24 protein-coding genes are annotated in these 26,029 nt (G+C 65.0%); 8 read left to right on the top strand and 16 right to left on the bottom strand.

Annotated features, from left to right (window positions below; translation table 11 throughout):
- Positions 1-57 precede the first annotated feature (57 nt).
- The 7 genes from Q9R31_RS09355 to Q9R31_RS09325 are packed head-to-tail and all read right to left on the bottom strand — an operon-like array spanning position 58 to position 7,832.
- Positions 58-1,032 (bottom strand): LacI family DNA-binding transcriptional regulator, encoded by a 975-nt coding sequence (locus tag Q9R31_RS09355; protein WP_311262443.1) that lies wholly within the window; start codon positions 1,030-1,032, stop codon positions 58-60.
- Positions 1,029-2,321 (bottom strand): hypothetical protein, encoded by a 1,293-nt coding sequence (locus tag Q9R31_RS09350; protein WP_311262442.1) that lies wholly within the window; start codon positions 2,319-2,321, stop codon positions 1,029-1,031. The genes Q9R31_RS09355 and Q9R31_RS09350 overlap by 4 nt, the downstream gene beginning before the upstream one ends.
- Complete coding sequence (locus Q9R31_RS09345) at positions 2,318-3,472, bottom strand: amidohydrolase family protein (protein ID WP_311262441.1); 1,155 nt, start codon at positions 3,470-3,472, stop codon at positions 2,318-2,320. Before Q9R31_RS09345 ends, Q9R31_RS09350 begins: the two co-directional genes overlap by 4 nt.
- Positions 3,469-4,233: an SIS domain-containing protein gene (locus tag Q9R31_RS09340; protein WP_311262440.1), complete on the bottom strand. Its 765-nt coding sequence runs from the start codon at positions 4,231-4,233 to the stop codon at positions 3,469-3,471. The genes Q9R31_RS09345 and Q9R31_RS09340 overlap by 4 nt, the downstream gene beginning before the upstream one ends.
- Entirely contained in the window at positions 4,230-5,000 is a 771-nt protein-coding gene (locus Q9R31_RS09335; protein WP_311262439.1) for a 6-phosphogluconolactonase, read from the bottom strand. Before Q9R31_RS09335 ends, Q9R31_RS09340 begins: the two co-directional genes overlap by 4 nt.
- On the bottom strand, positions 4,987-6,300 hold the full coding sequence (locus Q9R31_RS09330; protein ID WP_311262438.1) for an AGE family epimerase/isomerase: 1,314 nt from the start codon (positions 6,298-6,300) through the stop codon (positions 4,987-4,989). Before Q9R31_RS09330 ends, Q9R31_RS09335 begins: the two co-directional genes overlap by 14 nt.
- Positions 6,297-7,832, bottom strand: a complete 1,536-nt coding sequence (locus tag Q9R31_RS09325; RefSeq protein ID WP_311262437.1) for a sodium:solute symporter family protein — start codon at positions 7,830-7,832, stop codon at positions 6,297-6,299. The genes Q9R31_RS09330 and Q9R31_RS09325 overlap by 4 nt, the downstream gene beginning before the upstream one ends.
- A gap of 346 nt (positions 7,833-8,178) precedes the next feature.
- On the opposite strand from Q9R31_RS09325, the gene Q9R31_RS09320 reads away from it, so the two are divergent.
- Positions 8,179-8,622 carry a rhodanese-like domain-containing protein gene (locus Q9R31_RS09320; protein WP_311262436.1) on the top strand — a complete coding sequence of 148 codons (444 nt, stop codon included), beginning with the start codon at positions 8,179-8,181 and terminating at the stop codon, positions 8,620-8,622.
- 40 nt (positions 8,623-8,662) lie between these two features.
- On the opposite strand, the gene Q9R31_RS09315 is transcribed toward Q9R31_RS09320, so the two are convergent.
- From Q9R31_RS09315 to Q9R31_RS09305, 3 genes are read right to left on the bottom strand one after another with little or no spacing between them, the layout of a single operon-like run.
- The gene (locus Q9R31_RS09315; protein WP_311262435.1) at positions 8,663-9,301 is read right to left on the bottom strand and encodes a DUF5655 domain-containing protein; all 639 of its coding nucleotides are present in this window, start codon (positions 9,299-9,301) and stop codon (positions 8,663-8,665) included.
- Positions 9,294-10,508, bottom strand: coding sequence for a fumarylacetoacetate hydrolase family protein (locus Q9R31_RS09310; protein ID WP_311262434.1), 1,215 nt, complete (start codon positions 10,506-10,508; stop codon positions 9,294-9,296). Before Q9R31_RS09310 ends, Q9R31_RS09315 begins: the two co-directional genes overlap by 8 nt.
- Complete coding sequence (locus Q9R31_RS09305) at positions 10,505-11,977, bottom strand: aldehyde dehydrogenase (NADP(+)) (protein ID WP_311262433.1); 1,473 nt, start codon at positions 11,975-11,977, stop codon at positions 10,505-10,507. The genes Q9R31_RS09310 and Q9R31_RS09305 overlap by 4 nt, the downstream gene beginning before the upstream one ends.
- Positions 11,978-12,124: 147 nt before the next feature.
- Here Q9R31_RS09305 and Q9R31_RS09300 point away from each other — a divergent pair, with 147 nt between their 5' ends.
- Positions 12,125-12,880: an IclR family transcriptional regulator gene (locus tag Q9R31_RS09300; RefSeq protein WP_311262432.1), complete on the top strand. Its 756-nt coding sequence runs from the start codon at positions 12,125-12,127 to the stop codon at positions 12,878-12,880.
- A gap of 31 nt (positions 12,881-12,911) precedes the next feature.
- On the opposite strand, the gene Q9R31_RS09295 is transcribed toward Q9R31_RS09300, so the two are convergent.
- Positions 12,912-14,126 carry an alpha-hydroxy acid oxidase gene (locus Q9R31_RS09295; protein ID WP_311262431.1) on the bottom strand — a complete coding sequence of 405 codons (1,215 nt, stop codon included), beginning with the start codon at positions 14,124-14,126 and terminating at the stop codon, positions 12,912-12,914.
- A gap of 363 nt (positions 14,127-14,489) precedes the next feature.
- Between Q9R31_RS09295 and Q9R31_RS09290 the strand changes: the two genes are divergently transcribed.
- Genes Q9R31_RS09290 through Q9R31_RS09280 form a run of 3 tightly spaced genes read left to right on the top strand, consistent with a single transcriptional unit; the run spans position 14,490 to position 17,852 of the window.
- Entirely contained in the window at positions 14,490-15,905 is a 1,416-nt protein-coding gene (locus Q9R31_RS09290; protein WP_311262430.1) for an MFS transporter, read from the top strand.
- Between the two features lie 44 nt (positions 15,906-15,949).
- A complete protein-coding gene (locus Q9R31_RS09285; protein WP_311262429.1) occupies positions 15,950-16,861 on the top strand; it encodes a dihydrodipicolinate synthase family protein in 912 nt (303 codons plus the stop codon).
- 13 nt (positions 16,862-16,874) lie between these two features.
- A complete protein-coding gene (locus Q9R31_RS09280; RefSeq protein ID WP_311262428.1) occupies positions 16,875-17,852 on the top strand; it encodes a C-terminal binding protein in 978 nt (325 codons plus the stop codon).
- A 57-nt stretch (positions 17,853-17,909) separates the two neighbouring features.
- Here the strand turns inward: Q9R31_RS09280 and Q9R31_RS09275 are convergent, their stop codons facing one another.
- The gene (locus Q9R31_RS09275) at positions 17,910-19,016 is read right to left on the bottom strand and encodes a RelA/SpoT domain-containing protein (RefSeq protein WP_311262427.1); all 1,107 of its coding nucleotides are present in this window, start codon (positions 19,014-19,016) and stop codon (positions 17,910-17,912) included.
- A gap of 47 nt (positions 19,017-19,063) precedes the next feature.
- Positions 19,064-20,053 (bottom strand): LacI family DNA-binding transcriptional regulator, encoded by a 990-nt coding sequence (locus Q9R31_RS09270; RefSeq protein WP_311262526.1) that lies wholly within the window; start codon positions 20,051-20,053, stop codon positions 19,064-19,066.
- Between the two features lie 215 nt (positions 20,054-20,268).
- Between Q9R31_RS09270 and Q9R31_RS09265 the strand changes: the two genes are divergently transcribed.
- From Q9R31_RS09265 to Q9R31_RS09255, 3 genes are read left to right on the top strand one after another with little or no spacing between them, the layout of a single operon-like run.
- Complete coding sequence (locus Q9R31_RS09265; protein ID WP_311262426.1) at positions 20,269-21,363, top strand: nucleoside hydrolase; 1,095 nt, start codon at positions 20,269-20,271, stop codon at positions 21,361-21,363.
- Entirely contained in the window at positions 21,364-22,809 is a 1,446-nt protein-coding gene (locus Q9R31_RS09260; protein WP_311262425.1) for an MFS transporter, read from the top strand.
- The gene (locus tag Q9R31_RS09255) at positions 22,806-23,768 is read left to right on the top strand and encodes a ribokinase (protein ID WP_311262424.1); all 963 of its coding nucleotides are present in this window, start codon (positions 22,806-22,808) and stop codon (positions 23,766-23,768) included. The genes Q9R31_RS09260 and Q9R31_RS09255 overlap by 4 nt, the downstream gene beginning before the upstream one ends.
- A 69-nt stretch (positions 23,769-23,837) precedes the next feature.
- On the opposite strand, the gene Q9R31_RS09250 is transcribed toward Q9R31_RS09255, so the two are convergent.
- The 3 genes from Q9R31_RS09250 to Q9R31_RS09240 form a co-directional block, all read right to left on the bottom strand.
- A complete protein-coding gene (locus Q9R31_RS09250; RefSeq protein WP_311262423.1) occupies positions 23,838-24,575 on the bottom strand; it encodes an SDR family NAD(P)-dependent oxidoreductase in 738 nt (245 codons plus the stop codon).
- A 78-nt stretch (positions 24,576-24,653) separates the two neighbouring features.
- On the bottom strand, positions 24,654-25,037 hold the full coding sequence (locus Q9R31_RS09245; protein WP_311262422.1) for a hypothetical protein: 384 nt from the start codon (positions 25,035-25,037) through the stop codon (positions 24,654-24,656).
- Positions 25,038-25,121: 84 nt separating this feature from the next.
- Positions 25,122-25,970 (bottom strand): hypothetical protein, encoded by an 849-nt coding sequence (locus tag Q9R31_RS09240; RefSeq protein WP_311262421.1) that lies wholly within the window; start codon positions 25,968-25,970, stop codon positions 25,122-25,124.
- Between the last annotated feature and the right edge of the window lie 59 nt (positions 25,971-26,029).

The raw sequence follows: 26,029 nt of genomic DNA, 5'->3' as shown, positions 1-26,029 counted from the left end.
CTATACCGTCCACAGTTGGGGTCAATTAGGGTTATCCACAGCTGGAAGAGGGCCCCGTCAGTTGGTGGTGCCGCGCAGTACCAGGGAACCTTCAAGCTCGAACCGCTGGTCGGTGCTCGCGCCAGGCCTTCCGGCTGATCGGAGGATGGTGACCGCGCTGCGGGCGGCGGATGCCAGATCCAGGGAGATACTCGAAAGCGGGGGATGGGTTGTTATGGCCAGCGTGTCATCGCAGCCGAGAACGTTGATATCCTCCGGGACGCGCAGGCCGTGTGCCCGGAATCCGGACATAAGCCCGTGGGCGACGACGTCATCGAAGGCGATTACCGCCGTCGCTCCTGCGGCTTCCACTTCGCCGCTGACTTCCAGGGCATCGGCGTAGTTTCCGGACTTGGCCTGGAAGAAATATGGTTCCAGGCCGAGGTTTTCCAGCGTTGACTGCACGCAGCCATGACGCTGGGCATCGGACCAGGATCTCGCCGGCCCGCCGACGTAGGCAATGCGGGTGTGGCCGGTTTCGACCAGGTGATGGAGCCCCTCCGCCAGGGCCTTGGAAGTGCTGATCAGGACACGCGGGACGCCCGCCACGTCACGGTTGATCAACACGGTTGGTTGGCGGTCCGCAATGGTCTGAAGCACCCGGTCCGAAAGCCGCGAGGACGCAATGATCAGTCCCTCCACCTGCGGCGAAAGCCGCTCGATCATCTGCAGTTCCCGCTTAGTGTCCTCAGCAGTGTCGGCAACGAAGACGGCGAGACCGTAATCCTCTGCCGCCAGCTGCGCGTAACGGATCAGCGGCGGAAAGAACGGGTTGGCAACGTCAGGCAGCACCAGCCCAATGGCGCCGGAGCGGCCGGTGATCAGAGCACGGGCGTGATGGTTGGGGACATAACCGATTTCTGCGGCCGCATCCATAACGCGCTGGACGGTCTCCGGCTTCAGCTTCCCCGGATCCGTGAATGCACGGGAAACAGTGGAGGGCGCCACGCCAATACGCTTCGCGACTTGGACAATAGTGGACTTGCTCTTCACAACAAGCCCCGCCCCAGTTCAACCGCAGTGTCCACCAGTTGCTCGGCGCTGCCCCGCTTAAACGGGGCTGGCATGCCGTAGTAGCGGTGGGCATCAATTACCTCGTATCCGCCGTGGTCGTACTCATCAGCGGTCGGAAAGTACCCAGGGCACCCGTTGCTGTAAGCGGCTACGAGAACGGGACAGTCGAAGGCTTCCTGGATGCGCTCGGCGCACTCGAGGAAGGGTTCTCCCGGCAGTGCCACCACCAGCAAACTGCCCAGCCGCAGAACCGTCACCGTCCCTCTCCATTTCATGTCCCTCAGCAGTTGGTCCCGGGCTGCCCAGTCAATCCAGGTCTTTAGCAACGCGCGCTGACCGGGTGCAGCGCCCGCCATGAGCTTAGTCCAGTGCGCCATTGACTCGGCAGGGCTTCGGGCGTCAAGTACCTCAAAGCAAAGCTCCACGGGAGCCGAGGCGGCCCGGGTGAGGGTGCCCAGCCATTGCGCTGATGTCCGTGCCTGGGCAGCAGCATTGCCCAGAAGCTCTCCTATCCGTTCGGCCTCAGCGAACGTTCGGCGCTGGGCGGATGACTGGGAATAGGAACTTTCAGCAGAATGTCCCGTGTTCACGTCACCGGCGGCCCCCGTCAGGAAGACTGCAGTGGATCCAGGGGCCTCGCGCTCGAGGTGGCTGCGGACGAAGGCCGGGTAGTCTCCAGAGATCAGCCGGTTGTCAGCGCCAAGCACCACTGGATGGCACGGATATTGCACCAGCCAGGCCCTGACGGTCCCGTCGTCCCGCTTGAAGACCACAACCTGCAGTGATGGATCTGTTGCCCGCTCAGGGTGCCGCCGGTTCTTGGCGATGCCAAGGCCTTGGAAGGATTCGTAATAAACCCGGCACGGTTCCCTGGAGTTGGAAGCATCCTTGACGGCAACTGCTGCAGCTTCGCTGATGGCTTCGATGATTCCCGGGTCGCATTCCCCTAGGCCGCCAGGAGTTGCACAGGGGCCCGCGTGGGTGTGGGTGGCGCTGATCACCGAGTGGCCGCCCCGGAACGGGATCCGGTCCGCTATGGTCCGGCAAGTGGGACCGCCAAGGCCGCACACATCCACCGTCACCCAGCAGAAGTTTCCGATAACAAGTGCACGCACAGTCAGGGGGTCATGGACCCCGGCGCTCGGCTCCACGCGGGCAGCAAATCCGGACATGCCGGTGCCTGGCGGTACGGGGACCTCCACGGCGGCGGCGCCCACCCACAGGTGGTTACTGCCGCCGTCGTCAGTCGTCATGGGTGGGACGCTCATGGGCGTATGTTCTCCATCCCCGCCGAGGACCTGATGACTTCCAGCACGGCTCCGGAATCGGAGACGAGGACCATGTCCGCAGGCGCCCCGGGCTGCAGCGTTCCCAGCCCCGGACGGGCTCCCGGGAGTGTCCGTGCTGGATTTTCCGTGACGAGTTTTAGCGCCTGCCCGAGGCTCACGCTGGTTGACCTCACCACGTTGCGCAGACCGTCGGGAAGGCTGGCCGCGGCACCGGCCAGCAGCTCCGTCCCCACATAGGAGAGCCGTCCGTGCTCATCGAGGTCCACACTTCCACCGACGGGAGTCTGGTACCGCCCAGGCGGGTTGCCGGCAATCGCCGTCGTATCGGAAACGAGGAATGCTCCCCGGGGTCCTTTCGCCCGGAGCATGACCTCGATGGTTTCCGGGGGCAAATGATGGCCGTCCGCTATAAGGCCGCAAGTCAGGCGGTCGTCGGCCAGCTGTGTCCAGAGGGCGTTTGGATGGCGCGGGATCATCGCGGCAATGCCGTTGCCCAGGTGGGTGGACAGGGTTGCTCCGGCGTCGATGGCACTGAGTACCTCGGCCGGGCCTGCATGGGTGTGCCCGATGGAAACCCGGATTCCCATTGAACAGATCTCTTTGATTGCCCTCGGTGTATCGGGCCAGTGCGGGGACACAGTCACCACGCCTATCCGGGTGATCGCGGCCCAGCGGCGCACCTCCTCGGGATCGATGGCCCGGACCTGGCTGGCGTCGTGGACTCCACGTGCTCCGTCCTGGTCCGAAATAAAAGGGCCTTCAACGTGGACGCAGGGGATGGCGTCCCGCACCCGGGCATCTGCGTTCCGGGCCCTTTCCACACACATGAGCGCGTGGCTGATCGCTTCTTCGCTGGCGGTGATGACAGTCGGCACCCAAGTGGTGACTCCGATTCGCGCCAGCTCCTCGGTGATTCCCTGGATAACTGTACTGTCGGCGTCGGGCGCATTGACGTCCATGCCCATGTAGCCGTTAACCTGGGCATCGATGAAACCGGGTGCAAGCAGCGGCAAGTCCGAGGCGTTCGCATCATGCCGGCGTTCAACGGCGACGATATAGCCACTGTCGTAATGGACAGTGAGAACGTCCCCGCGGCCGGCATCACGGCCCACGATGGACTGCGTTGTCATAGGGAATGCACCCTGCCCTTGAACCGGTCCAGGAACTTCCTGTTTGCTTCGTCGCCGCCGGGGGCGTTGCCGGACCGCCAGATCGGCGGCTCGATGTTTCGCTCCCGCAGTTCCCTGATGGTGCACTGCACGAGCCAATTCAGGGAGTAGGCGTTGGCGAAGGTGGACACGGCGCCGACTTTTTCACTGACGCCGGGCAGTTCCACGACAGCGTCGCCGATCGGTACTTTCGAGTCAATGTGAAGGTCGACGACGTCGTGCAGGTTGGAGCCCGAAGGGTGCCTCGCGGGATGGTCGGCCGACGTCCTTTCGGCGTGCTCCCTTGAGGAAATGCCGATAGTTCTGACATCCAGCGTGCTGGCCGTCAGCGCGGCGTCGATCAGGGCGGTATTGATCCCGTACGCGTTCACCAGGATCAGCACGTCACCCGGCACAAGGCCCGCGTTTTCGATCACGATGCGACCATAGCCGGGCGTCCGTTCCATTGCCATTGAGCGAAGTGCCCCGCCGGCGAGCATGGTCCCCTCATCGAGGATCGCCGAGATGTGCATTAGGCCTCCCGCGCGGAAGAACACTTCCTGGCTGGCGAGGTTGGAATGGCCGCCGGGTCCGTAGATGTGGATGAGTCGGTCCGCGGCTATCTGTTCGGCAAGGACCGACGCCGCCTTGGCGATGGAAGCCTGCTCCTCGGCCTGGATGCGTTCCAGGAGCGAAGTGATGCGGGCCAGGTAGCCGGCACCCAGATCTGCTGCGTCAGTCATCGCGGGTCAGACTCCTTGTCAAGGTAGAGGGACGCAGCGGGGTGGGTGCGAAGGATGGTGCCGGGGTGTTCTCCGGTGATGGGCTTGCCGAGGGTATCCGCGACTGCCTGCCTTTTGGCCTGCCCCGGCACGGAGGCAATGATCACTGCCGCGTTGAGCAAACGTGGGATGGTCACGGTGACGGCCCGCGTGGGCACGTCTTCCAGCCCTTCGAAATGGCCCTCGTCCACCTGCTGCTGCCGTGAGACGTCATCCAACGCAATCACGCGGGCTGCTTTCCGGTCATGGAAGTCCGCCGGCGGGTCGTTGAAGGCCAGATGGCCGTTGACCCCGAGGCCACACAGCACAAGATCGAACGGCGCGGAGCCCATGATGCGCTCGTAGTCCTCCGCTCCCTGGGCTGCGTCGCCCGCTGTATTGATGCGGTGGAAGTCTTTGGGACTGACCGAATCAAAGACCAACCGCTGCAGCCAGTTGCCGAAGCCCTGGGGTGCGTCGGGGTGAAGCCCCACGTAGTCGTCCATGTGGAAGCACTCCACGCGTGACCAGTCGATGCCGGGTTCGGCGATGAGCGTGGCCAGGGTGGCCTCCTGGCTGGGCGCGGCGGCGAACATGACCCTGGCCGCGCCGTTGACGGCTATGGCGTCAGCGATGACGTGAGCGGCGTGTTCCCCGGCCGCTTTGCCGAGTTCTTCTTTTGTTGCGTAGGCGCGGACCGCGAGTGTCCCGTGTTGTGCCGGACTGACGTCGAGGTCACTGTGCTGCATGTGGATCATCCTTTTCGAGTCGATTGAGAAATACCAGTGTCCGTGCGATGTGGAACGGATCCTTGACCGGGAGTGCCACAACCTTGTCGAGCGGCGCTCCCTGCCGGTCCCGGATCTGTGTCCATTCATTCCCGTCCGGATCCGGGAAGGTTGCAAGGGTGTAGTCGGTGAGCTTCGAATTCCAGTCTTCGAAGCCGTAACTGCCGTAGTGCCGGGCGAGCAGTTTCGTGGCATACATGGCCTCCGCATGGACCCACCACAGCTTGGTGTCCCAGGTGGATTGAACGAGGTCCTCATAGGGGTCGCCGCCGAAAAGGGACCCCGATGGCACACCGCCGTCTCTGTCTACGTATCGGAACAGCCCTCCGTAATCTTGATCCCAGCCGAGTTCCAGGGCTCGCAGGGCAAGCCCTGGAAGCGACTTGGGCAGGGCTGACAGGGATCCGCCCATCACCTCCTGGCTATGGATCAGCATCCACAGGCACTCCAAGAGGTGTCCCGGCGTCCGGTGCCTGGCCAGCAGAGAGTCGGTGTCCCGAGGGGAGTCCGGCCTGAACTCCCACCACTGGGTTTCCTGCAGCATCGGTTCCCTGCCCTGCCCCTCCAGCAACTGGCCGAGCGCGTAGGACACCGCGCTGCGCGCGGCTGCCGATCCTGTTGACCGGAAGAGTTCGGACCCGGCGTGGAGCAGGGTCATGGGAGCGGCGAGGTCGCTGAAGCCTGAACGGACAGGATAGGGGGCAGTCATGGCCTTCCGTGACTTTATTCTGGCCAGCGCGCTGGCCAGAATTTTGTCAGCGGCGGCAGCTGTCTCTGACTTTTCCGCCTCCGGATATCCGGGGACTTTCACTGCGCCTGCAAACCCAAGGACTGCGAACAGGTCGGCAAAGACGCTTGTTGCGGCTTCCCCGTTGGGCCCCGATGGCAGGGCGATGCCGGACCGGTCTGTGCGGAAGGCGGTGAGCCCGCCCTCCAGCACAGCGTGGGTCCGGACAAACTCGGCGGTCCGGACCGCCCGCCTGGACCACTTGTCGCCGTCGACCTCCAGGATGCCCTGGTGCCCATCGGCGGCGATTTGCGCGCACAGCCACGCCCACCGTCCTTGGGACCACGTGTACTTATCAGTGGACTGCAGGACACCGGCGTTGGAAAAGCAGGTCAGGACGCCGCCGTGCAGATCGTCTGCACCGTTGCTGTCCCACCAGGGAAGGACGGCATTCTGCAGGTGCTCGCGGGGAGAGAAGCCTGATGACGTTATGCCGTGCACTCTGCCGGCAGGGCCAGGCCTCGTTGCTGTCATGCCCGGACACCTGCCGTGATTGTCGCCTGGTCCACATCCTCCGGAACGTCAACGTTGAGGGAATCCACCAGGGCATCCGATTCCTCGTTGCGCCAAGGCCGAATGAGGCCCATGAGGCAGTAGACCAGAATGGAGGCGAGAATCGGAGCAGCGACAGAAACGGCCTGGGAGAGGTCACCCAGTGAGGCCATTTGTGCTGTGAGCACGTACTTGTTGACAGCGAACACGACCAAGCCGGCGGCCCACGAGAACAGTGCAGCTGACGGTCCGCACCGCTTGAACGGCGGAAGCATGCCCAGCAGCATCGGAATGGCGATTGGTCCCACCAAGGCGCCGAACCACAGGATCAGAAGGCCCAGGACGCCGCCGAAGGAATCCGCGGACAGGGCGATCACCATCGAGAGTCCGATGAACAGGAACGTGGAGAGACGGCCTGCCGCCAATTCGGTCTTCGAGGCCAGCGGCTGCCTTGATCGCCGCAGCGCCGGAATGATGTCACGGGTGATCACTGCCGAGATCGCATTGGCGTCCGATGATGTCATGGCCATGGTGTGCGAGAACATACCGGCAAGAACCAGCCCGACCAGACCCGCAGGCAGCAACATCTGGGCCACCAGCGCGTAGGACTGCTCCGGCTGCGCCAGGTTGGGCACAAGCAGCGGGGCTGCCCACATGGGGAAGAACAGGACCAGGGGCCACACGAGGTAGAGGCCGCCCGAGAGGAGGATCGACTTCCGGGCCGAAGATCCGGTGGGTGCGGCGATGAACCGCTGGGCCAGGTTCCAGGTACCCCCGTTGTAGGAAACCGTGCTGATGACGATGTACGCCAGGAAGAATCCCATGGTCAGGGTTCCGCCGAACGGTGCGGAATGGGAGGGGGGCAGCTGCTCCCACATGCCGAAGATTGAGGAGATGCCGCCGAGCTTCGCCATGGTGGCAACCAGCAGGGCGATGGCTGCCACGAGCTGGATGACAAACTGGCCAAAGTCGGTCAGAGCGTCTGCCCAGAGGCCGCCAATGGTGGAGTAAACCATGGTCACCCCGCCCACCAGGACGATCCCGACAGGCAGAGGCACTCCGGCGAATGTCTCGAGCAGGATGGCACTGGCTGCCCATTTCGCGGCGACGTCAAAGACCTTCAATGCGGTGCCGGACCATGCCAGAACCTGCTGGGCCGGAAGGTTGTAGCGGGTGGTGAGATACTCCAGCGGCGAGATGATGCCCAATCGCTGACGCAACCGTGGCCACCGGGGCGCGAACAGGAATGACCCCACTACACAGGCGACGGTGATGCTCAGGGCCCACCATACATAGACGGCAAATCCCGTTGTGTAGGCGAGCGCTGCGTACCCGACGAAGACGGCTGCGGAGTAGCCCGACATGTGGTGTGAGATGCCGGCAAGCCACCATGGCATCTTGCCGCCGGCGGTAAAGAAATCGGCGGCGTTGTGGACCCTCCGCCGGGACCACCAGCCGATCCCTACCATCACAAGGAAGTATCCAGACAAAACGATCCAGTCCAGTGCGTGCATAGCTCTCTCCTTTGAAAGCGCGGTTGGGAGGTGATGCAGACCACTCTCGCATGCAAACGTTTGCACGACAAGGCCCCTTAGAGGGCTACTTCATTGGCCGTTCTGATCTCGGTGCTGGGCAGCGCCGCTCAGCCCAAGCTGCAAGCGTTTGCGTTGCTGGCCCACGATTGTTCCCCAACGGTTGCCCAGCCGGTAAGCGTTGCGCGGCGGCCTGATGTTTAGCCGATCGCGTGGGTCATGACCTGACTTGTTCCCATACCCTTGGAATTGACGACCAAATTAGCTCATCATGTCGCTTCACGGTGAACGGGCGAGCGACCGATGAGCGGGCAAAGTGAGGAAACCGGTGAAGCAGAGTCCTATCCCCGATGACGGCGCCTCAACCAGCCAGCGCAGTTCAGTTCCGGGTGATTCCCCCGGAACTCTCACGATCGACCAATTACTACTTGAGAGCCGCGCCGGGCTCGAGCGCGTTCACGCGTCGGATCTTGAACGGGAAATGGCAGCGGGCGCCCTTGTTGTCGACACACGCCCGGCCGATCAGCGGGACCGCGACGGTGATCTTCCGGGAGCGGTTGTCATTGACCGCAACGTTCTCGAGTGGCGGCTCGATCCTTCCAGCCCCCACCGGCTCCCGATGGCTGACGACCCCGTCCGGCGGATCGTGATCGTCTGCAATGAGGGCTACAGCTCCAGCCTCGCCGCACACACCCTGCAGCGGCTGGGACTGACCCACGCAACCGACCTTATCGGCGGTTTCCAGGCCTGGGCAGCACTCCGCCGGCCGTGATCTCCGCCCGATTCATCTCCGGGCCGGAACAGATTTATCCCTAGCTGTTCTGCGCCAAGGCCAGCGACAGAACAGTGAACAGTTCGTCATCAACTTGTTCCGGCGAAGTTAGGCGGACGCGAAGGGTGAAGGGGTCATCAGCGCGTGTTTTGACCCTTTCAATCCGTCCGTTCATCGCCTGGGCCTCGAGCCGGAGGGTTACATCGACGGCTTGATTGGTTGCCCGCGTGACCTGCGCGAATTTTCGCCGCGGGCTGTGGAGTGAAATGAAACCCTTCCGCATTTGGATATGGACGCCCGCGGTGGTTGAGGCCCAGGCGAGAATTTCGTCCGTGATGGGACGCAGGTGCGGGTGGTGCTCGTATTGTCCGTCAATGAGTTGATCTGCGTCCTTGAGCATGAAGTCCGGGTAGCCGAACATTTCCCAGGACACCGCGTACTGCGCGTAGCCCGTGATTCCGAAATCTTCCCGCATCCAGTCGCGAAGTTCTCGGTCGTTGCTGACTCCTGCTTCCGAGGCCCGTTGCACCCAGTAGTCAGTGTCATGACCGGTCTTCCGGCGAAGCAACTCCTTGTTACTGTCCACCATGTGTTGCCAGCTCCCGGCCTTTGCGCCGCCGGAAGCCAGCCCTTCGGAAGTTATCGGTTCAAGGGGACGGGGTTCAGCGGAGTCAGGCATTCATCGATCGTAATGCAGGCCTTTTGCCGCCAGCCGTCGACGGAGGCCAGCTAGGCAAGCCGCGACAAGTAGTCGGCGAAGTCGCGCTTCCGTAGGTCCAGGGGGCCAGGTCTTCGGTTTTTCCTGTTGTGTTGATGAGTGATCCGAGGTGCCTGCTTTGGATGGTCACCGTGTCCGCGTGTTTGTGCGTGAAACCCTGGCCGGGGTTTTCGCGGTCCTGGGTGGGTGCGAAGAGTGTCCCGGTGAACAGGGCGAAGCCGTCCGGGTATTGGTGGTGTTCGCCGAAGGCCGCACCGATGAGTTCCTCGAAGGGCCTGCTGATCCGGGAGAGGCTGTTTTGCCCTTCGAGCCGGTAGCCGTCCTCTCCTTCGACTGTGAGCGTGATGTCTTCAGTCCGCAGTGTTTCGACGGTGAAGTCTTTGTAGAAGAGGCGTATGAACGGACCGATGGCGCAGGAGGCGTTGTTGTCCTTGGCCATGCCGAGGAGCAGTGCGCTGCGGCCCTCAACGTCGCGCAGGTTCACATCATTGCCCAGTGTTGCCCCGCGGGCCCGTCCTCGCGAATCGACGATGAGCACAAGTTCGGGTTCGGGGTTGTTCCAGGAGGAGAATGAAGGAATTCCGATGCTCGCGCCGACACCGACGCTGGAGAGGACGGGAGCTTTGGTGAAGACTTCGGGGTCGGGGCCGAGGCCGACTTCGAGATATTGGGACCACATTCCCTGTGCGGTGAGCACCTCTTTGACCTGTCGTGCCTGGTCCGAGCCGGGGCGTACGGAGGCAATGTCGGCACCGAGGACGGCGAGGACGGACCCGCGCACGGCCGCGGCCTGCTGGACGTCACCCCCGCAGCGTTCCTCGATGACGCGCTCGATCATGCTGTCCACGAACGTAACGCCGCAGGCCTTGATGACCTGGAGGTCGATCGGGGCCAGGAAGTGGGCTCGGTCCTGTGTCTGGGTGAGGGATGCTTCAACGAGGGTGGCGAGGTCCCAGGCAGGGGTTTCCTGGGTTGCTGCGATGAGTTCCGCGGGGTCCTCGAGCTCGAGAAGTTCTGAGACGCAGCGGATCTCAGGAGTGTGGTCAAAGACCTCGTGCCCGCGGATGGAGACGACGCGGGGACCGGCCGATTCAGGGTCCCACACGCGGCCTGCCAGCAGTGCATCATCGGCGTCGGCGGGAAGGATCTGGTGTGCGGTGCGGCTCACAGGTTTTCTGCTTTCTGTCCGGCGGGTTCGTGGATTCCATCGACCCGGCGGGTGATTTTCCAGGGGTTGTTGTCCAGCAGTGCAGGCGGGAGTTGCTGTGGGGCGAAGGAGTCGTAGGCCACAGGGCGCATGAACCGTCCGATGGCTGCCGTGCCGACGGAGGTGGTGGAGGAGGCGGTGGTGGCCGGGTAGGGGCCGCCATGCTGCTGAGCATAGGTGACGCTGACTCCGGTCGGCCAGGCGTTCCAGACCAGGCGGCCGGCCCGTTCCCGGAGCACGGTCATCAGTTCGTGGAGGTCCTCGTCCGGTTCTCCATGCACTGTTGCGGTGAGCTGTCCTTCCAGCAGCGACGCCAGTTGCGCGAGGTTGGTGCCCGGGCGGTACTGGATGACAAGGGTGGCCGGACCGAACATTTCCTGTTCCAGGATCTCCGGTGCTGCCATGACGGCGTCCGCAGTGGTGGCGAGCACCGTCGGGCGGGGCGCCTCCGCCTCGTCACCCTGGACCAGGACCTCCACACCTGGCAAAGACCGCACATTCTTCAGGGATGCGTCGAATCCTTCCCGCAGCTTAGGGCTCAGGAGCGGCGCAACCGCCACGGACTGGAGTTCCTGTGCGAGCAGGGCTCCTACGTCTTCGGCGTCCTGTACCGGTGCGAAGAAGAGTCCAGGTTTGGTGCAGAACTGGCCCATACCGGCGGTGAAGGAGCTGGCGTAGCCGGAAAGGATGGCGTTGCGGCGGGAGTCCCACGCCTCTTCAGTGACGAACACGGGGTTGATGCTGCCGAGCTCTCCGTAAAAGGGGATGGGAGTTTCGCGTTGTGATGCGCGGTCAAACAGCGCCCGGCCGCCAGAGGTGGAACCAGTGAAACCAATGGCCTGGGTCAGCGGGTGATCCACCAGTGCTTCCGCCGCCTGCCTTCCCACCACCGTGGAGAACAGCCCGTGCGGAGCTCCTGCTTCGGCCAATGCCTCCTGGACCACTGCGCTGGTCCGCAGCGCCAGCTGGAGGTGGCCTTCGTGAATTTTATGGACGACGGCGCACCCGGACGCTAGTGCCGAGGCACTGTCTCCTCCCATGACGCTGAAGGCGAACGGGAAGTTGGAGGCGCCGAAGACGCCCACCACGCCCAGCGGGATGTTCATGCGGCGGATATCGGGCCTTGGCCCCATGCCCCATTGCGGGTCCGCATGGTCTATGACGGCGCCCAGATGCTCACCGGCGATGATTTCGCTGCTGAACAGCTGAAGCTGGAAGACGGAGCGGTGCAATTCAAAGCGCAGCCGCCCTTCGTCCAGGTTCGTCTCCCGGCGCCCCAGGCCGACCAGTTCGTCAGCCGCGCCCGCCAGGGCGGACGCGACCGCTTCCAGCCACGATGCACGGATCACCGGTTCAACATCCCGTGCTTGCTCGTAGGCGGCCTGGGCGGCCAGAATCTGCTGGTGAACCTGCTCTGCAGAGGTGTTCATGGGTTCTCCTGAAAAGTTTTGATTGTTCTTCTTGAGGGAAAGTGGTGGGTGCCCTATATATCGTCGAACAATGTGCGATATTTCGAACGGCGGCTTAGGCTTAAGGCGTAGCTGCAGCTCTGGCGGCTTTTACGGAAAGGACATCTGATGCCCCGTTTGACCCCCGCTGTTGTCAGGAGCCTGGATGTGCTGGAGTTGTTCATGGACGCCCGGCACGGTCTGTCCGCGCCGGAGGTGGTGCTGAGAACGGGGCTTCCGCGTACGACCGTCCATGAACTCCTGACCACCCTTACGGAGCGAAAGTACCTGCGCCGGGACGACCAGACGGCCACGTACCACCTCGGCTTGAGCGTTTTCCGGCTGGGCAACGCCTTCGCCGAGCGGCTGGACCTGCACGCGGTGGGTCTGCGCATCGCCCAATCGGTCGCCCGGGAGTGTGACGAAACGGTCCACGTCGGCATCCTGGACGGGGCCGACGTCGTGTACATCTGCAAGGTGGACAGCACGCAGTCCGTGCGCATGGTTTCCCGCATGGGCGGCCGGGTCCCTGCGAGTTGCACCGCGGTGGGCAAGGCCCTGCTGGCCCATCTCCCCGATGCCGAGCAGAAACGGCTGTTCAAGAAGGGACTTGCGAAGCTGACGCCGAAGAGCATCACAGAACCCCACGTCCTGGCGAACGTGCTGGACGACATCCGGGCGTCCGGTTTGGCCTTCGAGTCCGGTGAGTCGAACCCGGATGTATCCTGCGTCGCGGCACCGGTGCGGGACCACAGCGGCGCGGTTGTGGCCGCGATGAGCATTTCCGTTCCCGACATGCGCTGGAACCAGCGCCCGGTGGAGGAATGGGCGGAGCTGGCTGCGGAGGGGGCCGCCCGCTTCAGCACCGAGCTCGGCTACCGCTGAGGAAGGCAGGCGGCGTGCGGTCCCCATGTCCTCACCCTGCGAAAGCCACATGATCACTTGAAATGCCGGCTGTGGACTTAACTCCCAGCAACTGCATCGACCGGACGTACTGCGACCGCAGGATTTTGACGGCGTGGGCCGCGCCGCGTTCGCCGCCGGCCATCAGGCCATACAGGTAGGCGCGCCCCACCATCGCCGCGTCGGCCCCCAGGCCGACCGCGGCGAGAATATCGCTGCCGGACATGATTCCGCTGTCGATCAGTACCGTGGCCTCATTACCCAAGGCTTCGCGGACCTGGGGGAGGATCCGCAGGATAGTAGGCGAGCGGTCCAGCTGCCGTCCGCCATGGTTGGACAGCACCACTCCGTCACAACCCAGCTCGATCACCCGCTGGGCGTCGCGAACGGTTTGGATGCCCTTGACCAGAAGCTTGTGCGGCCACACCCGGCGCAGCCATGCGATGTCCTCGAACGTCAGGCCGGGGTCGAAAATCTGGTCCGCGACCTCAGCCGAATTTCCGCCGAAGCCGCGCAGGGAGGCGAACTCAATCGGCGGGGTGGTGAGCTTGTCGAACCACCACGCAGGATGCAGTGCCATATCAGCGAAGGTCTTCGGCGACAGGGCCGGCGGAATGGTCAGCCCGTCCCGGAGCTCCCTGACCCGGGCTCCACCCACCTGCGTATCGACGGTGACCATCAGCACCCGGTACCCGCTGGCCAGCACCCGCTCCAGCAGGCCCTCGGTTTTGCTCCTGTCCCGGGCTATGTAGAGCTGGAACCAGTTATTCCCCTCGGGTACGGCCCCGGCCAGGTCTTCCACAGTGGTGGTACCGACGGTGGATAGGGTGTAGGGGATGTTGTTGCGTGCAGCCACCCGGGCCACGGCCTTCTCACCGTCGTTGTGCATCATGCGGGTGTAGCCAGTGGGCGCAAGGACCAACGGAAAATCAATGGCCTGACCCAGGAGCGTGGTGGAGGGGTCGGGGTCCGACACGTCCCGCAGCACTGCCGGGGAGAATTCGACGTCCCGGTATGCCTGCCGGCACCGGGCAATGGTGATTTCCTCCTCGGCGGCGCCGTCCGTGTAGTTGAAGACCGCCTTCGGTGTGGTCTTTTTTGCCATCTCCCTCAAGTCGGAAATCGTGAAGGCCCTTGCCAATCTTCGCTGCACCGGATCCTTGTCAAAGCTCCTGAACTGAACGAGCTCGCGGACCTCGGACCATTTTGGCAGCTGGCGTTCAGTCATGACGCACGATTCCTTTCGCGTTCGAAATTTAGTACAGGCTTCGGTCCTTTGGGTTGAAAACCCGGACCGAACATCGGAGGTGGAGCCGCTCGATCGGGAAAATTTTGGCTCCCCACGCTGTCGCTCCGGTGTCAGAAGGCGCTGGACGCTTGACGTAGCCAACCGTCCTACCTAGACTCCTTTGTGTTCCCGATCACCCTACCTCAGCAACTGCGTGATCGCTACTTCGACCATTGTTCGAAATATCGAACTGCAAGTCCGCCGCACAAAGCAGTGCGGCTTCCGAAAGGACCACCAATGTCATCTGTTCCACAGTCCGCTGCGCAACCAGCGAGGCGGATCGTTTTGCGCTCGGCGCAGGATGTGACCAATTTGATCAACAGCGGGGGGCTGCAGAAGGGCAAATCCTTCGCGATCACCCTCATCGCCCTGGGCGGGATCTTCCTGGACGCCTACGACTTCACCTCCCTGGCGTTCGGCATGCCTTACATCGCTAAGGACTTCGGCCTGACGCCCGGTATGCTCGCTGTGGTCTCAGCCTCGATCATGGTGGGCGCCCTCGTCGGCTCGGTGTTCGGCGGATATTTCGTTGACAAGCTGGGACGCTTCAAGGTCTTCATGGCTGACATGGTGTTCTTCGTCGTTGCCGCCATCGCCTGCGCCTTCGCCCCGGACGTCTGGACCCTCATCATTGCCCGCTTCATCATGGGCGTGGGCATTGGCGTGGACTTCCCTGTGGCCTTCAGCTTCCTTGCGGAGTACGCCTCCCGGAAGAAGAAGGGCGGCACCGTGTCGCTCTGGCAGCCGATGTGGTACGTGGCCGTCGCCTCGACCTTCGCGCTTCTGATCCCCGTCTACTTCCTGTTCCAGAACATGCACTGGGGAGAAAACCACATGTGGCGCATCGTGGTCGGATTCGGGGCAGTCCCGGCCATCCTCATCATGATCTTCCGCCAGAAGTACATGGCGGAGTCACCCTCGTGGGCAGCCCAGAACCTGGGCCTTCATGAAGCAGCCAAGATCCTCAAGCAGACCTACGGCGTGGACGCCGAAGTGGCCGCCGACGCCGTGGACCCGAAGGCCGAACGCAAGCAGTTCCAGATGACCCTTACCCAGGCCTGGGGCAAACTGGTCAGCAAAAAATACCGCGGCCGCACCGTCCTGTCCGCTGTGATCAACGCCGGCCAGTCCATGGAGTACTACGCCGTCGGGTTCTTCGTCGGCCAGATCGTGCTCGCCATGCTGCACACCCAGAACGTCATGACCAACATCGTCTCCTCACTGATCCTGAACCTCTGCTTCGGCGTCACTGGTGGATTCATCGGGGCCCGCCTCTCAGGCAAAATCGGCCCCCGGAAACTGGCACTGTTTGGTTTCTGCGGAACCTTCATCTGCATGCTGATCGCCGGCAGCCTCAGCAACGTCGAAGGTGCCTGGTCCTTCGTGGGCGCCCTCGTCATCGGCCTTCTGATCTTCTGCCACGCCGCAGGACCGGGCGCCCAGGGCATGACCATGGCCACCATGTCCTACCCCACGTCCCTGCGCGGCGCCGGGACCGGCTTCACGCAGATCGGCGTCCGCCTCGGAGCCATCGCCGGCCTGGTGTTCTGGCCCCTGGCCACAGCGGCCCTGGGAACCAAGGCCCTGCTCGTTCTCGCCGCTGTTCCCGCCATCGCCATCGTCGTGATCCTGGTGAACAAGTGGGATCCGCACGGCCGCGACATTGACGCCGAAGACTACGAGGCCGAAGCCGCCCCCGTTCTGGCCCGAAACCAGTAAACGTCTCCACCACTGCACAACAGCAACCACCAAAGGACAACAACATGAGTGCCATCACTGGCGTGATGCCGGTAGCGCCCACCATCTTCACCGACGACGAAGGACTGGACCTCAACGGCCAGCGCCGCGTCCTGGACTTCCTCATCGATGGGAAGGCCGACGCCGTCTGCATCCTGGCGAACTACTCCGAGCAGTTCTCGCTCACCGATGAAGAGCGCGAAGCAGTGCTGCGCACCACCATGGAGCACCTGTCCGGGCGGTTGCCGGTATGCGTGACCACCAGCCACTTCAGCTCCCGCATAGCCCGCGAGCGAAGCCTTCACGCCCAGGAACTGGGGGCGGACATGGTCATGCTCATGCCCCCGTTCTACGGCGCCACGATGAAGGTCGACGACGACGGGGTGGTTGAGTACTTCAAGCGTGTTGCGGAGGGCCTGGAGATCGACATCATGATCCAGGATGCGCCGATGAGCACCACCCCGCTGTCAACGGCACTGCTGGCCCGCATCGCCCGGGAAGTGCCCCAGGTGAACTACGCAAAAATCGAAATGCCGCAGGCTGCGGACAAACTCCGCAGCCTGGCAGCGGCAGCGGGCCCCGCCCTGCCGGGCCTCTTTGACGGTGAAGAAGCCATTACCCTCATTCCGGACCTTGAAGCCGGCGCCCAAGGCACCATGAGCAGCTGCATGGTGCCCGACCAGCTTGGCCAGATTGTGCGGGACTTCCACGCAGGGGAACGGGACAAAGCCATCACCGCCTGGGAAGACCTGCTTCCATTCATCCATTTCGAGAACCGGCAGTGCGGGCTGCGGGCAACAAAGGTACTCATGAAGGAAGGCAACATCATCGCCAGCGACAGGACCCGCCGGCCGGTGGGCGAGCTGCACCCCGACACCCGGGCGCAGCTGGTGGAAATGGCCAAACGCAAAGACCCGCTGATCCTCCGCTGGGCCTAGGACAAGGACGACCATGCACCGCATCCTCATCACCGACTACGAATTCGAGTCAATCGACCAGGAACAGGCTGTGGCGGACGCCAACGGCGTTGAACTGGTCCGCGCGCACTGCAGGACCGAGGACGAGGTCCTGCAGTACGCCGCGGAAGCAGACGCTCTCATCGTCCAGTACGCACCCATCAGCGAACGCGTCATCAACAACCTGCCCCGCCTCAAAGCCATCAGCCGCTACGGCGTCGGGGTGGACAACGTTGATGTCGCAGCGGCAACCCGGCGCGGTGTCGCCGTCTCCAACGTGCCCGACTACGGTGTGGAGGACGTCAGCGACCACGCCATCGCCCTGGCGTTGACGCTCGCCCGGGGCATCCCGGACCTGGACCGCGGCGTCCGTTCCGGACGCAACCCCCTTCCCTCGGTCCAGCCGCTCCACCGCTTCTCCGCACAGACATTCGGCGTCATTGGGCTCGGCCTGATCGGTGCCGCAACGGCCGCCAAGGCCAAAGCCCTCGGCTTTCGAACCCTCGGATACGACCCCCTCCACCTCCCCGGTACCACGACCGGGGAGGGCGTGCAGGTGGTCTCCTTTGAGGAGCTCCTGGCGGAATCCGACGTCGTATCCCTCCACGTTCCCTTGAACAAGCACACCCACCACCTGATCGACGCGGCCGCCCTGGAACAGTTCAAGGAAGGCGCCACCCTGGTCAACACGTGCCGCGGGGCTGTTGTGGATACCGAAGCCCTTGTCGACGCCCTCAAAAACGGGCCGATCAAGGGCGCAGGGCTGGATGTCTTCGAAGAAGAGCCCCTCCCGCTGGACAGTGCACTGCTGGCCCTGGACGGCGTCGTACTCACCCCCCATACCGCCTGGTACACCGAGGAATCCAACCATGAACTGAAGCGGCGCACCGCCCAGAACGCCGTGGACGTATGCCTCAACCGCCAGCCCCGCAACATCCTCAACCCGGAAGTCCTCCCCATAAGTGCCGGGTAGAGGAATCCGGCACTTATGGGGAAGGGGAGCCGAAGCCGTGTGTCACGGCATTAGCCCCTACTTCTTCGTCATCCTGTACCGCTCGATCTGCCGCAGCCGCCGCAGGAGGCTGTCGCGCCGGGGGTGCGGGACGGCGTCGGGCTCTTCCGCGGTGAGGTCGATGTGTTTGGTGCCGTACTGCCAGAGGAGGAGGTCGTCCAGGAGCCGGTCCGGGCCGGGGGAGTAGCGGTGGTCCAGGGCCTTGCGGACCTCCGTGATGCGGTTGGCACTGAGCAGACCGGCCAGCTGCATGGTCTGGTTCATCCCGTGCGCTGCGAGGAGTTCGGCGGCCCATCCCCAGTCGTCGTCCACCTTGCGGTCCACGTGCGGGAGGAGCGTGCGCCACACGTCCCGGATCCGGTTGGGCGTGAGCGGCGCGGCCCCTTCGCCGTCCACGTCCCAGAAGCTCCGGACTTCCTCGTACCGTTCGTGCAGGTCAGCGAAAGCCGTCTCCACGGTTTCCAGCATGGCCGCGGTGGCCGTGAACTGCCGGTCGAAGTGCGGCGTCCAGGCCCGCGGGTCCTCGGCCTTGAACCGGATGTCGTGCTCAATCTCGCTCCACGCGTGGGCGAAGATGGTGCGGATCTGGCACTCGAAAAAATAGCTGCCGTTCGGCTGCACGTCCGGGTTGAAGACCTGCTGGTACTCCTTGACGGCCTCGTTCTGGATGGTGCGCAGGATCAGGTGCCGGCTCGAATACCCATACGTGCCGGACTCGATGGACCCGATGTCCTTCTCCCGGTCGCCGCGGCAGTCAAAAAGCTGGCGCTGGCGTTTGATGATGTTGGCAACAGCGGCATTCTCGGCCGGCAGCTTGGTGATCACCCGGATGCCCACCATGTCATTGAGGGTGCGGAACGGGTCCGGGAACTTCAGGAGCCGCCGGCCGCCGGGCTCCAGCGGCTCCTCCGTGCGGGAAATCTTTTCCTTGAACGATTCCACCGTCTTGGTGCGGCCCGTGACAAACAGTGGCGTGACCTCGCTGTCCTTGAGCATGTCCCGCAGAACCAGCAAAACGTCCCGGGTAACCAGCTTCAGGGCAGGCCGGACGCGCTCATAGATCTCCACGTTGTGCTGCACCGACTCACGCAGCGGCTGGTCCAGGCTTTCCCAGTTACTCGGCATGGTCCCAGCTTACGGCGGGGGTCCGACAGCCGGCCGCTTTGCTGCCCCTACGCTGAGGCGGCGGACGTGGACCCGCGCACCACCAGGGAGCTTTCCAAAATGAGTTCCTCCTGCTCCAGCGGCTGCCCTTCCATCAGGCGGCGGAGCTGCTCCCCGGCCTTGAGGCCCAGCAGCGCCGCCGGCAGGTGCACACTGGTCAGGCCCGGGCTGCTGGTGGCGGAGTACGGCAGGTCGTCGAAGCCGGCAACTGCCAGCTCCGCCGGAATCCGGACCCCTTCCACGCGGGCTTCCTGCAGCACGCCGTACGCATGGGTGTCCGTGGCGCAGACGACGGCGGTCACCCCCTCGCGCTGCCAGTCCGGCCAGGCTGCGGCAAAGGCCGCCGCCGCGTCGCCGACGTCGATGGTGGTGGCGGGGATATGGTCCGGATCCACTGCCATGCCCCTGGCCGCCGCTTCGGCCAGGAACGCCTCGCGGCGGATGGCGAAGGTTGCGGTTCCGGTCACGCTGTCCAGGTAGGCCACGCGCCGGTGGCCGGCGCCGGCCAGGTGTGCGGCCAACGCCCGGGCACCCTGCGCGACGTCAAGGTTCACAGCCGGAGCGGCCGATTCCAGGCCGGGGGCGTCCAGCAGGACCAGTGGGCCGGCCACGGAAAGATCGGCCAGGAAGCTTGCGTTCGGTGCGTCAACCAAAAGCCCTGCCGGCCGCAGGGACATCAGCTTCCGCACGTCGTCGGCCTTGGGGAACTCGCCCGAATCGGTGACGGAAAGCAGCAGCTGGTAGCTGGGCCCCAGGGCCTCCCGCACCCCACCGATGACCTTGGCGAAGAACGGGTTGGAAATGTCCGGCGCCACCAGGATCACGATGGAGCTGACTCCCTTGGCCAGCGAGCTGCCGATTCCATCCACCACGTACCCCAGCTCGGCGATGGCCTCCCGCACCCGGGAAATGTTGTCCTCGGACACCCGGCCGGCCGTCTTGCCGTTGGCCACCAGCGACACCGTGGCCACGGAGACGCCGGCGCGCGCCGCGACCATGGCCGCCGTCACCCGCCGGGGGCGCCCCCGCTGCTGCACCTGTTCCCCGGAATCCATACTTCGATCCTAGCCGCCGTGGGGAATGCCAGAGGCAGCAGTACATCAAGCGTTTGACGTGCGGCAACGCCCGGCGAACGTTAAGCGTTTGACGCAGGCCACGAAAGCCTGCCATGATCACTCCCGGAATACTGACACCCTGCCCCCGGCAGGCCCCAATGACGTGGAGACCCATCGTGGAACCGAATCCCCGGCACAGCAGAAGCCAGCCCCGGAAGAATCAGACAGAGCCCAGGAAGATCATCTTGGACTGCGACCCCGGACACGATGACGCCGTGGCCCTGCTGCTGGCGCACGGCAACCCGGACATCGAACTGCTGGCCGTCACCACAGTGGTGGGCAACCAGACGCTCGAAAAAGTCACCCGGAACGCCCTGGCCGTGGGCACCATCGCCGGCATCACCGGCGTTCCCTTCGCCGCCGGCTGCCCGCGCCCCCTGGTCCGCAGCATCGAAACCGCGCCGGACATCCACGGCGAGTCCGGCATGGACGGCCCCGCCCTGCCCCAGTCCACCATCGAGCTGGACCCGCGCCACGCCGTCGACCTCATTATCGACACCGTCATGGCCCACGAACCCGGCACCGTCACCCTGGTCCCCACCGCCGGCCTGACCAACATCGCCATGGCCGCCCGCAAGGAACCCCGCATCGTGGAACGCGTCAGGGAAGTTGTCCTCATGGGCGGCGGCTACCACGTGGGCAACTGGAGCGCCGTGGCGGAGTTCAACATCATCATCGACCCCGAGGCCGCGCACATCGTCTTCAACGAAAAATGGCCCGTGGTGATGGTGGGCCTGGACCTCACCCACCAGGCGCTCGCCACGCCGGACGTCGTGGAAAAGATCGCCGCCATCGGCACCACCCCGGCGAAGTTCGTCACGGAACTGATGGACTTCTTCGCCCACACCTACAAGGACGCGCAGGGCTTCGACTACCCGCCGGTCCATGACCCCTGCGCCGTGGCCTACGTCATCGATCCCAGCATCGTCAGCACGCGCAAGGTGCCTGTCAACATCGAACTGCAGGGCACCCTCACGCTCGGCATGACCGTGGCGGACTTCCGCGCCCCCGCCCCGGCCGACTGCCACACCAGCGTCGCCGTGGAGCTGGACCACAAACGGTTCTGGGACCTGGTCACCGACGCGCTGGAACGCATCGGCGAGCCGGGCAGGGGTGACACCAACAGCCAGGGCAACGCGTCCGACGTCGAACCCGGTCCAGGTGCCCACCTCACCGCCGGAGGGGTCAAGTAAATGACCACCACAACCATGACCGAAACCAAGACCGGCCGCGGCAACATCGCCGCCCTGATGACCGCCCTGCTGGCAGCCTGTGTGGCCTTCCAGCTCAATGCCTCCATGCTCAGCCCCGCCCTGGTGACCATGGGCGAGGAGCTCCACACCGACCAGGCCGTGATCGGCCTCTCCCAGACCTGGTTCTTCACCGCCGCCGCCCTCTTCTCCCTCTTCCTGCCCCGGCTCAGCGACATCATCGGCCGCAAGAAGGTCCTGGTGGGCATGATGGTGCTCATGGCTGCGGGCTCCGTGATCGCGGCCCTCGCCCCGGACGTCACCTGGCTGTTCGTGGGCCGCATCATCCAGGGCATCAGCGGACCCACCGTGCCGCTCTGCCTGATCATGCTGCGCTCGGCCGTCAGCAACCCGCGTAAATACGGGACGCTGATGGGCCTGATCACGGCGGTTAACGGCGGCGTGGCCGGCGTGGACTCCTTCGTGGGCGGGTACTTCGCCGAGCACTTCGGCTTCCGCAGCATCTTCTGGCTGATGGTGGTCCTGGCCGTCGCCGCCACCGCCCTCATCATGTTCCTCGCGTCCGAAAGCAAGCCCGCCGCCGGCACCCGGATGGACTGGCTGGGCGTGTCCTTCATCGTGGTGGCCGTCGGCGCCCTGCTGACCGCGCTCAACGAAGCCGCCAAACTGGTGGGCGGCTTCTCCTCCACAACCCTGATGCTGAGCCTGGCGCTGGTCCTGGTGGCCGCCGTCGCGTTCTTTGCCTTCTGGCGCACCGAACAGCGCGCCGCGCAGCCGATGGTGGAAACCGTGCACCTGCGCCAGCGCTCCACCTGGGCTCCCCTGCTGACCACTACCCTGACCATGACCGGTATCTTCGCCGTCATCAACGGGATCGTCCCCGCCTACGTCCAGGCCGCCGACCCCGGGTTCGGTTTGGGCCCCACCGAGATGTCCCTGATCATCCTCACCCCGTACGCGCTGCTGGGCTGGCTGGTGGGGCCGCTGAGCGGAAAGCTGGCGCCGGTCCTCGGCTACACCAAGGTGCTTCGTATAGGCCTCCTGGGCAGCATCGCGGCGCTCGCCGTCATTGCGTTCCTTGGCCTGAACAGCCTGCCCCTGGTGATCGCCGGCACGGTCTTGCTGGGCATCATGTACGCCGGTACGGTCAACATCATGCTCAACGGACTCGGCGTTGTCCTCTCGCCCACCGGCAACCCCGGCTTCCTGCCCGGCATGAACGCCGGCGCGTTCAACCTGGGCGCGGGCCTCAGCTTCCTGGTCCTGCCCGCGGTGCTGGTTGCGACGTCGGCACTGGGCGACGCGAAGGCCTCCTACCTGACCGTCGTGGTCGTCGGCCTGGCACTGACCGTGGCCGCGTTCGCAGCGTCGCTGCTGATCCCCAAGCCTGTTGAGGCTGAGGTGGCCCCGGCTGAGGTGGCACCGTGAGCGCCGCGGCCGAAAGCACCGGCCGGATCGTCGTCGTCGGCTCCCTCAACGCCGACCTCACCATCTACTGCGAACGGCTCCCGCAGCCGGGCGAAACCGTCCAGGGCAACGGGTTCGCCGTGAACCCGGGCGGCAAGAGCGCCAACCAGGCCGTCGCCGCCGGCCGGCTGGGCGGTCATGTCAGCCTGGTGGGTGCCGTGGGGAAGGACGCCAACGGAGCCATGCTCGAGGCCTCGGTGGCCGGGGCCGGCGTGGATGTGGGGCATGTGCGCACATCCGGCGAACCCACCGGTGTGGCCGTCATCGCCGTGGACGCCCACGGCGAGAACAACATCATCATCTCCGCCGGCGCCAACGGCACCCTGTCCCCGGACGACGTTTCGGACGCCGCGGACGTGCTGGCCGGGGCCGCCGTCGTGAGCCTCTGCCTCGAGGTGGCCATGGACACGGTGCTGGCCGCCGCTCAGGCAGGGCACGACGCCGGCGCAACAGTCCTGCTGAATCTCTCGCCGTACGCGGAGGTCCCGTCAGCCCTGGCCGGGCTGGCCGATGTGCTGCTGGTCAACGCCCACGAGGCCGCGCTGTTCCTTGGGGTTGCCGTGCCGGGGGCCGGCGCGCCAGCCGGCGAATGGGAAGCGGTGCGGGAACGGTTTGCCGCCCGCGGGATCCTGCAGGCCCTGGTGACGCTGGGTTCGCAGGGTTCCGTGGTGCTGGACTCGCTGGCGCCTCCCGGCTCCCGCGTGACGATCGTCCCACCCACCCAGGTACACGCCGTGGATACGACCGGCGCCGGGGATGCGTTCACGGGAGCCGTTGCCGTGCGGCTGGCCGCGGGCGATGCGCTTGCCGATGCCGCCGCCTTCGCCTCCGTTGCCGCGGCCCTGGCAACCACCCGCAAAGGCACGCAGGCAGCGTACCCGGACGCGGCCGACGTCGAACGCCGCCTCCGGGCCTCCTAGGGCCATCGACTGCTCCGTACTTGTCGTTCTCACGCGCGAAAACGACAAGTATGGAGCACCCTATGCGATTTACAGGGCGTCCAGCGTGACGCCGGTATGCTCCGCGAGCCGGGCCAGGAGGGCGTCCTGGAACGTGGAATCGCTGGCCGCCGAATGGGGAGTCTGCCGGTGCTGGTGGTACCAGTAGCCGCCGCTGGCTGTGGCCTCGGGATCGTCACTGGTGGCCAGCCACTCCTGGGTCCGGTGTCCCAGTTCCAGGTCATCCGGAGCTGACCGGCCGCCCATCCTCGTGGGCACCCAGCCGGGATCCACGGCGTTGCTGGCGACGCTCGGCACAAGCCGGGCCACCGCTGCCGACAACGCAGTGACCTGCAGCTTGGTCGTGGAGTAGGAGGCCGTCGTCGTCCGCCCTGCCCAATCCAAACCAGCCAAGCCGGTGTCGCCGCCGCGGTGCATGCCGCTGCTGAGGTAGATGAGCCGGCGCGGGCCGGGCATGAGGGCGGTCAGCAGGTACGGGGCCACCACGTTCACCGGGAGCAACGCTGCTCCACTCAGTACTCCGGCGTTGTGGATGACCGCATCGATACCGCCGATGGTGTTGGCATCCTCCGCGATCTGCCGGACCTCCGCTTCAATGCCGAGATCGCCGGTGACCAACTGTGCCCCTCGGTCGAGCAGGTGCTGGACCGCGGGGATGCGGCGCGAGGACCGGGCGTGAACGATCACCTCGTGGCCGTCGCGCAGCAGCGTCTCCGCCGTCGCCAGGCCAAGCCCGTCGGTGGATCCGGTGATGAAAACGCGTGCCATGCAGACCCCTCTTTCGCTCGTGGTGTCCTAACGCTACCCGGAGCCCCTGCGGTCCAGTCCATGCCCGGTGGTTCCGGGTCAGCTGCGCTTCCTGCCAAGGATCAGCGCCAGCAGCCCTCCGAAGGCCAGGAGCAGCACTCCCACTACCAGCAGGCCATTGTTGACGCCCGCGTTGACGGCCGTAATTACGGCGGAGGGCTGGGCCGCGGGGAGCTCCGAACCCGCGCGGGCAACCACCTGAGTGGTCGCGGCGGCCGGGTTTGCAACCGGCTGGGTGACTATCGGGGGAGTGGGCCCGGGCTCGAAGGGGACGTTGACGGGGGCTGCCGCTCGGGTGACGGCCAGCAGCCCGTCAGTTGCGGTGGCAGTGTCAGCGGCGTCGGCGGGGACGCCTCCCGAAGCCAAAAGACCGGCTGTGATTACGGTGCCGAGCAGGGAGCCACGGATAGTGCGGTGCATCATGAAGTTCTCCTGGAAGTTGAAATGGGCCTGTCACTTAGCCCTGAAATGGCTTATTTCCGCGCTGGGACGACGGAAGGGCCTCAACTAGTCAGGAGATGAACCGGGGTCGAAGGACCCCGGTGCGGGGACAGTGGGCGAGCCGTCCTGGACGGCAGCCGCGCCGGCCGCAGGGATCCGGAGGTTATGGGAAGTCAGCCATGCGGGCATGGTGGGACCATTGCCGCCGGACGGGCTGCTTCCGCCCGTGGCGGAGTCCACCATTGCGGGCAGTGGATCCGAAGGCGCGTGGGGCGGTGCGTCGACCGGGTCTTCAGGGCCTGCCGTGGGCAACAGTGGGGTTACAGCTGTGGGCTTCACGCTCGGGTCGCGGGGCGGGCTGTCGCTGAGCAACGTGTCATGGCGGACGGACCGGGCGGAACCGGGCACAGCACCCGCGCTCTCCGCTCCCGATTCGGCCTGGTGGGCCGCCGTCTCGTCGCCCACCACCGGCCCTTCGGTAACCGGGAGTGGATTGCCCTCGGGCTCACCTTCAGGCGCAGCCACGGGTAAGGGAGCAGCGCTGACGACCGGTTCAAGGACGGGGTCAAGTGGCTCGAGGACCGCGCCGGCCAGGGGAACAAGGGTCCCCACCGCCCCGTCGAAGACTCCGTCCACGATGCCCGCGGCGGGATCCACCGCCGCCGCCACCGCGCCTTCCGGTACAAGCTCCTCGACCAACGGAGCAGTCACCACCTGATTAACCAGGCCGGTGACGTCCTCCACGGTGGCGGGGGCTGAGATCAAGGTAGTCGTGCCGGCACCGAGCAGGGAGTCGCTGGAAGCGGAAGAATCGGCGGATGCACCCGCGGCTGACAAGGCAATCCATGATGCAGCCGCCGCCAGGGCGAGCAGAAGGGGGCGGAGAAACGCCCAAGCATTACGTTCTGGCTTCACGTCGTACCCCTCCCCCCGAGATCACTTCCACAAGCAACGCTGCCCACCGTAACCGCAGG

This window comes from Pseudarthrobacter sp. BRE9 (assembly GCF_031844305.1).
GTDB lineage: Bacteria > Actinomycetota > Actinomycetes > Actinomycetales > Micrococcaceae > Arthrobacter.
The sequence above is the reverse complement of the archived record's forward strand: the minus strand, read 5'-3'. Positions and strand labels throughout refer to the sequence as shown.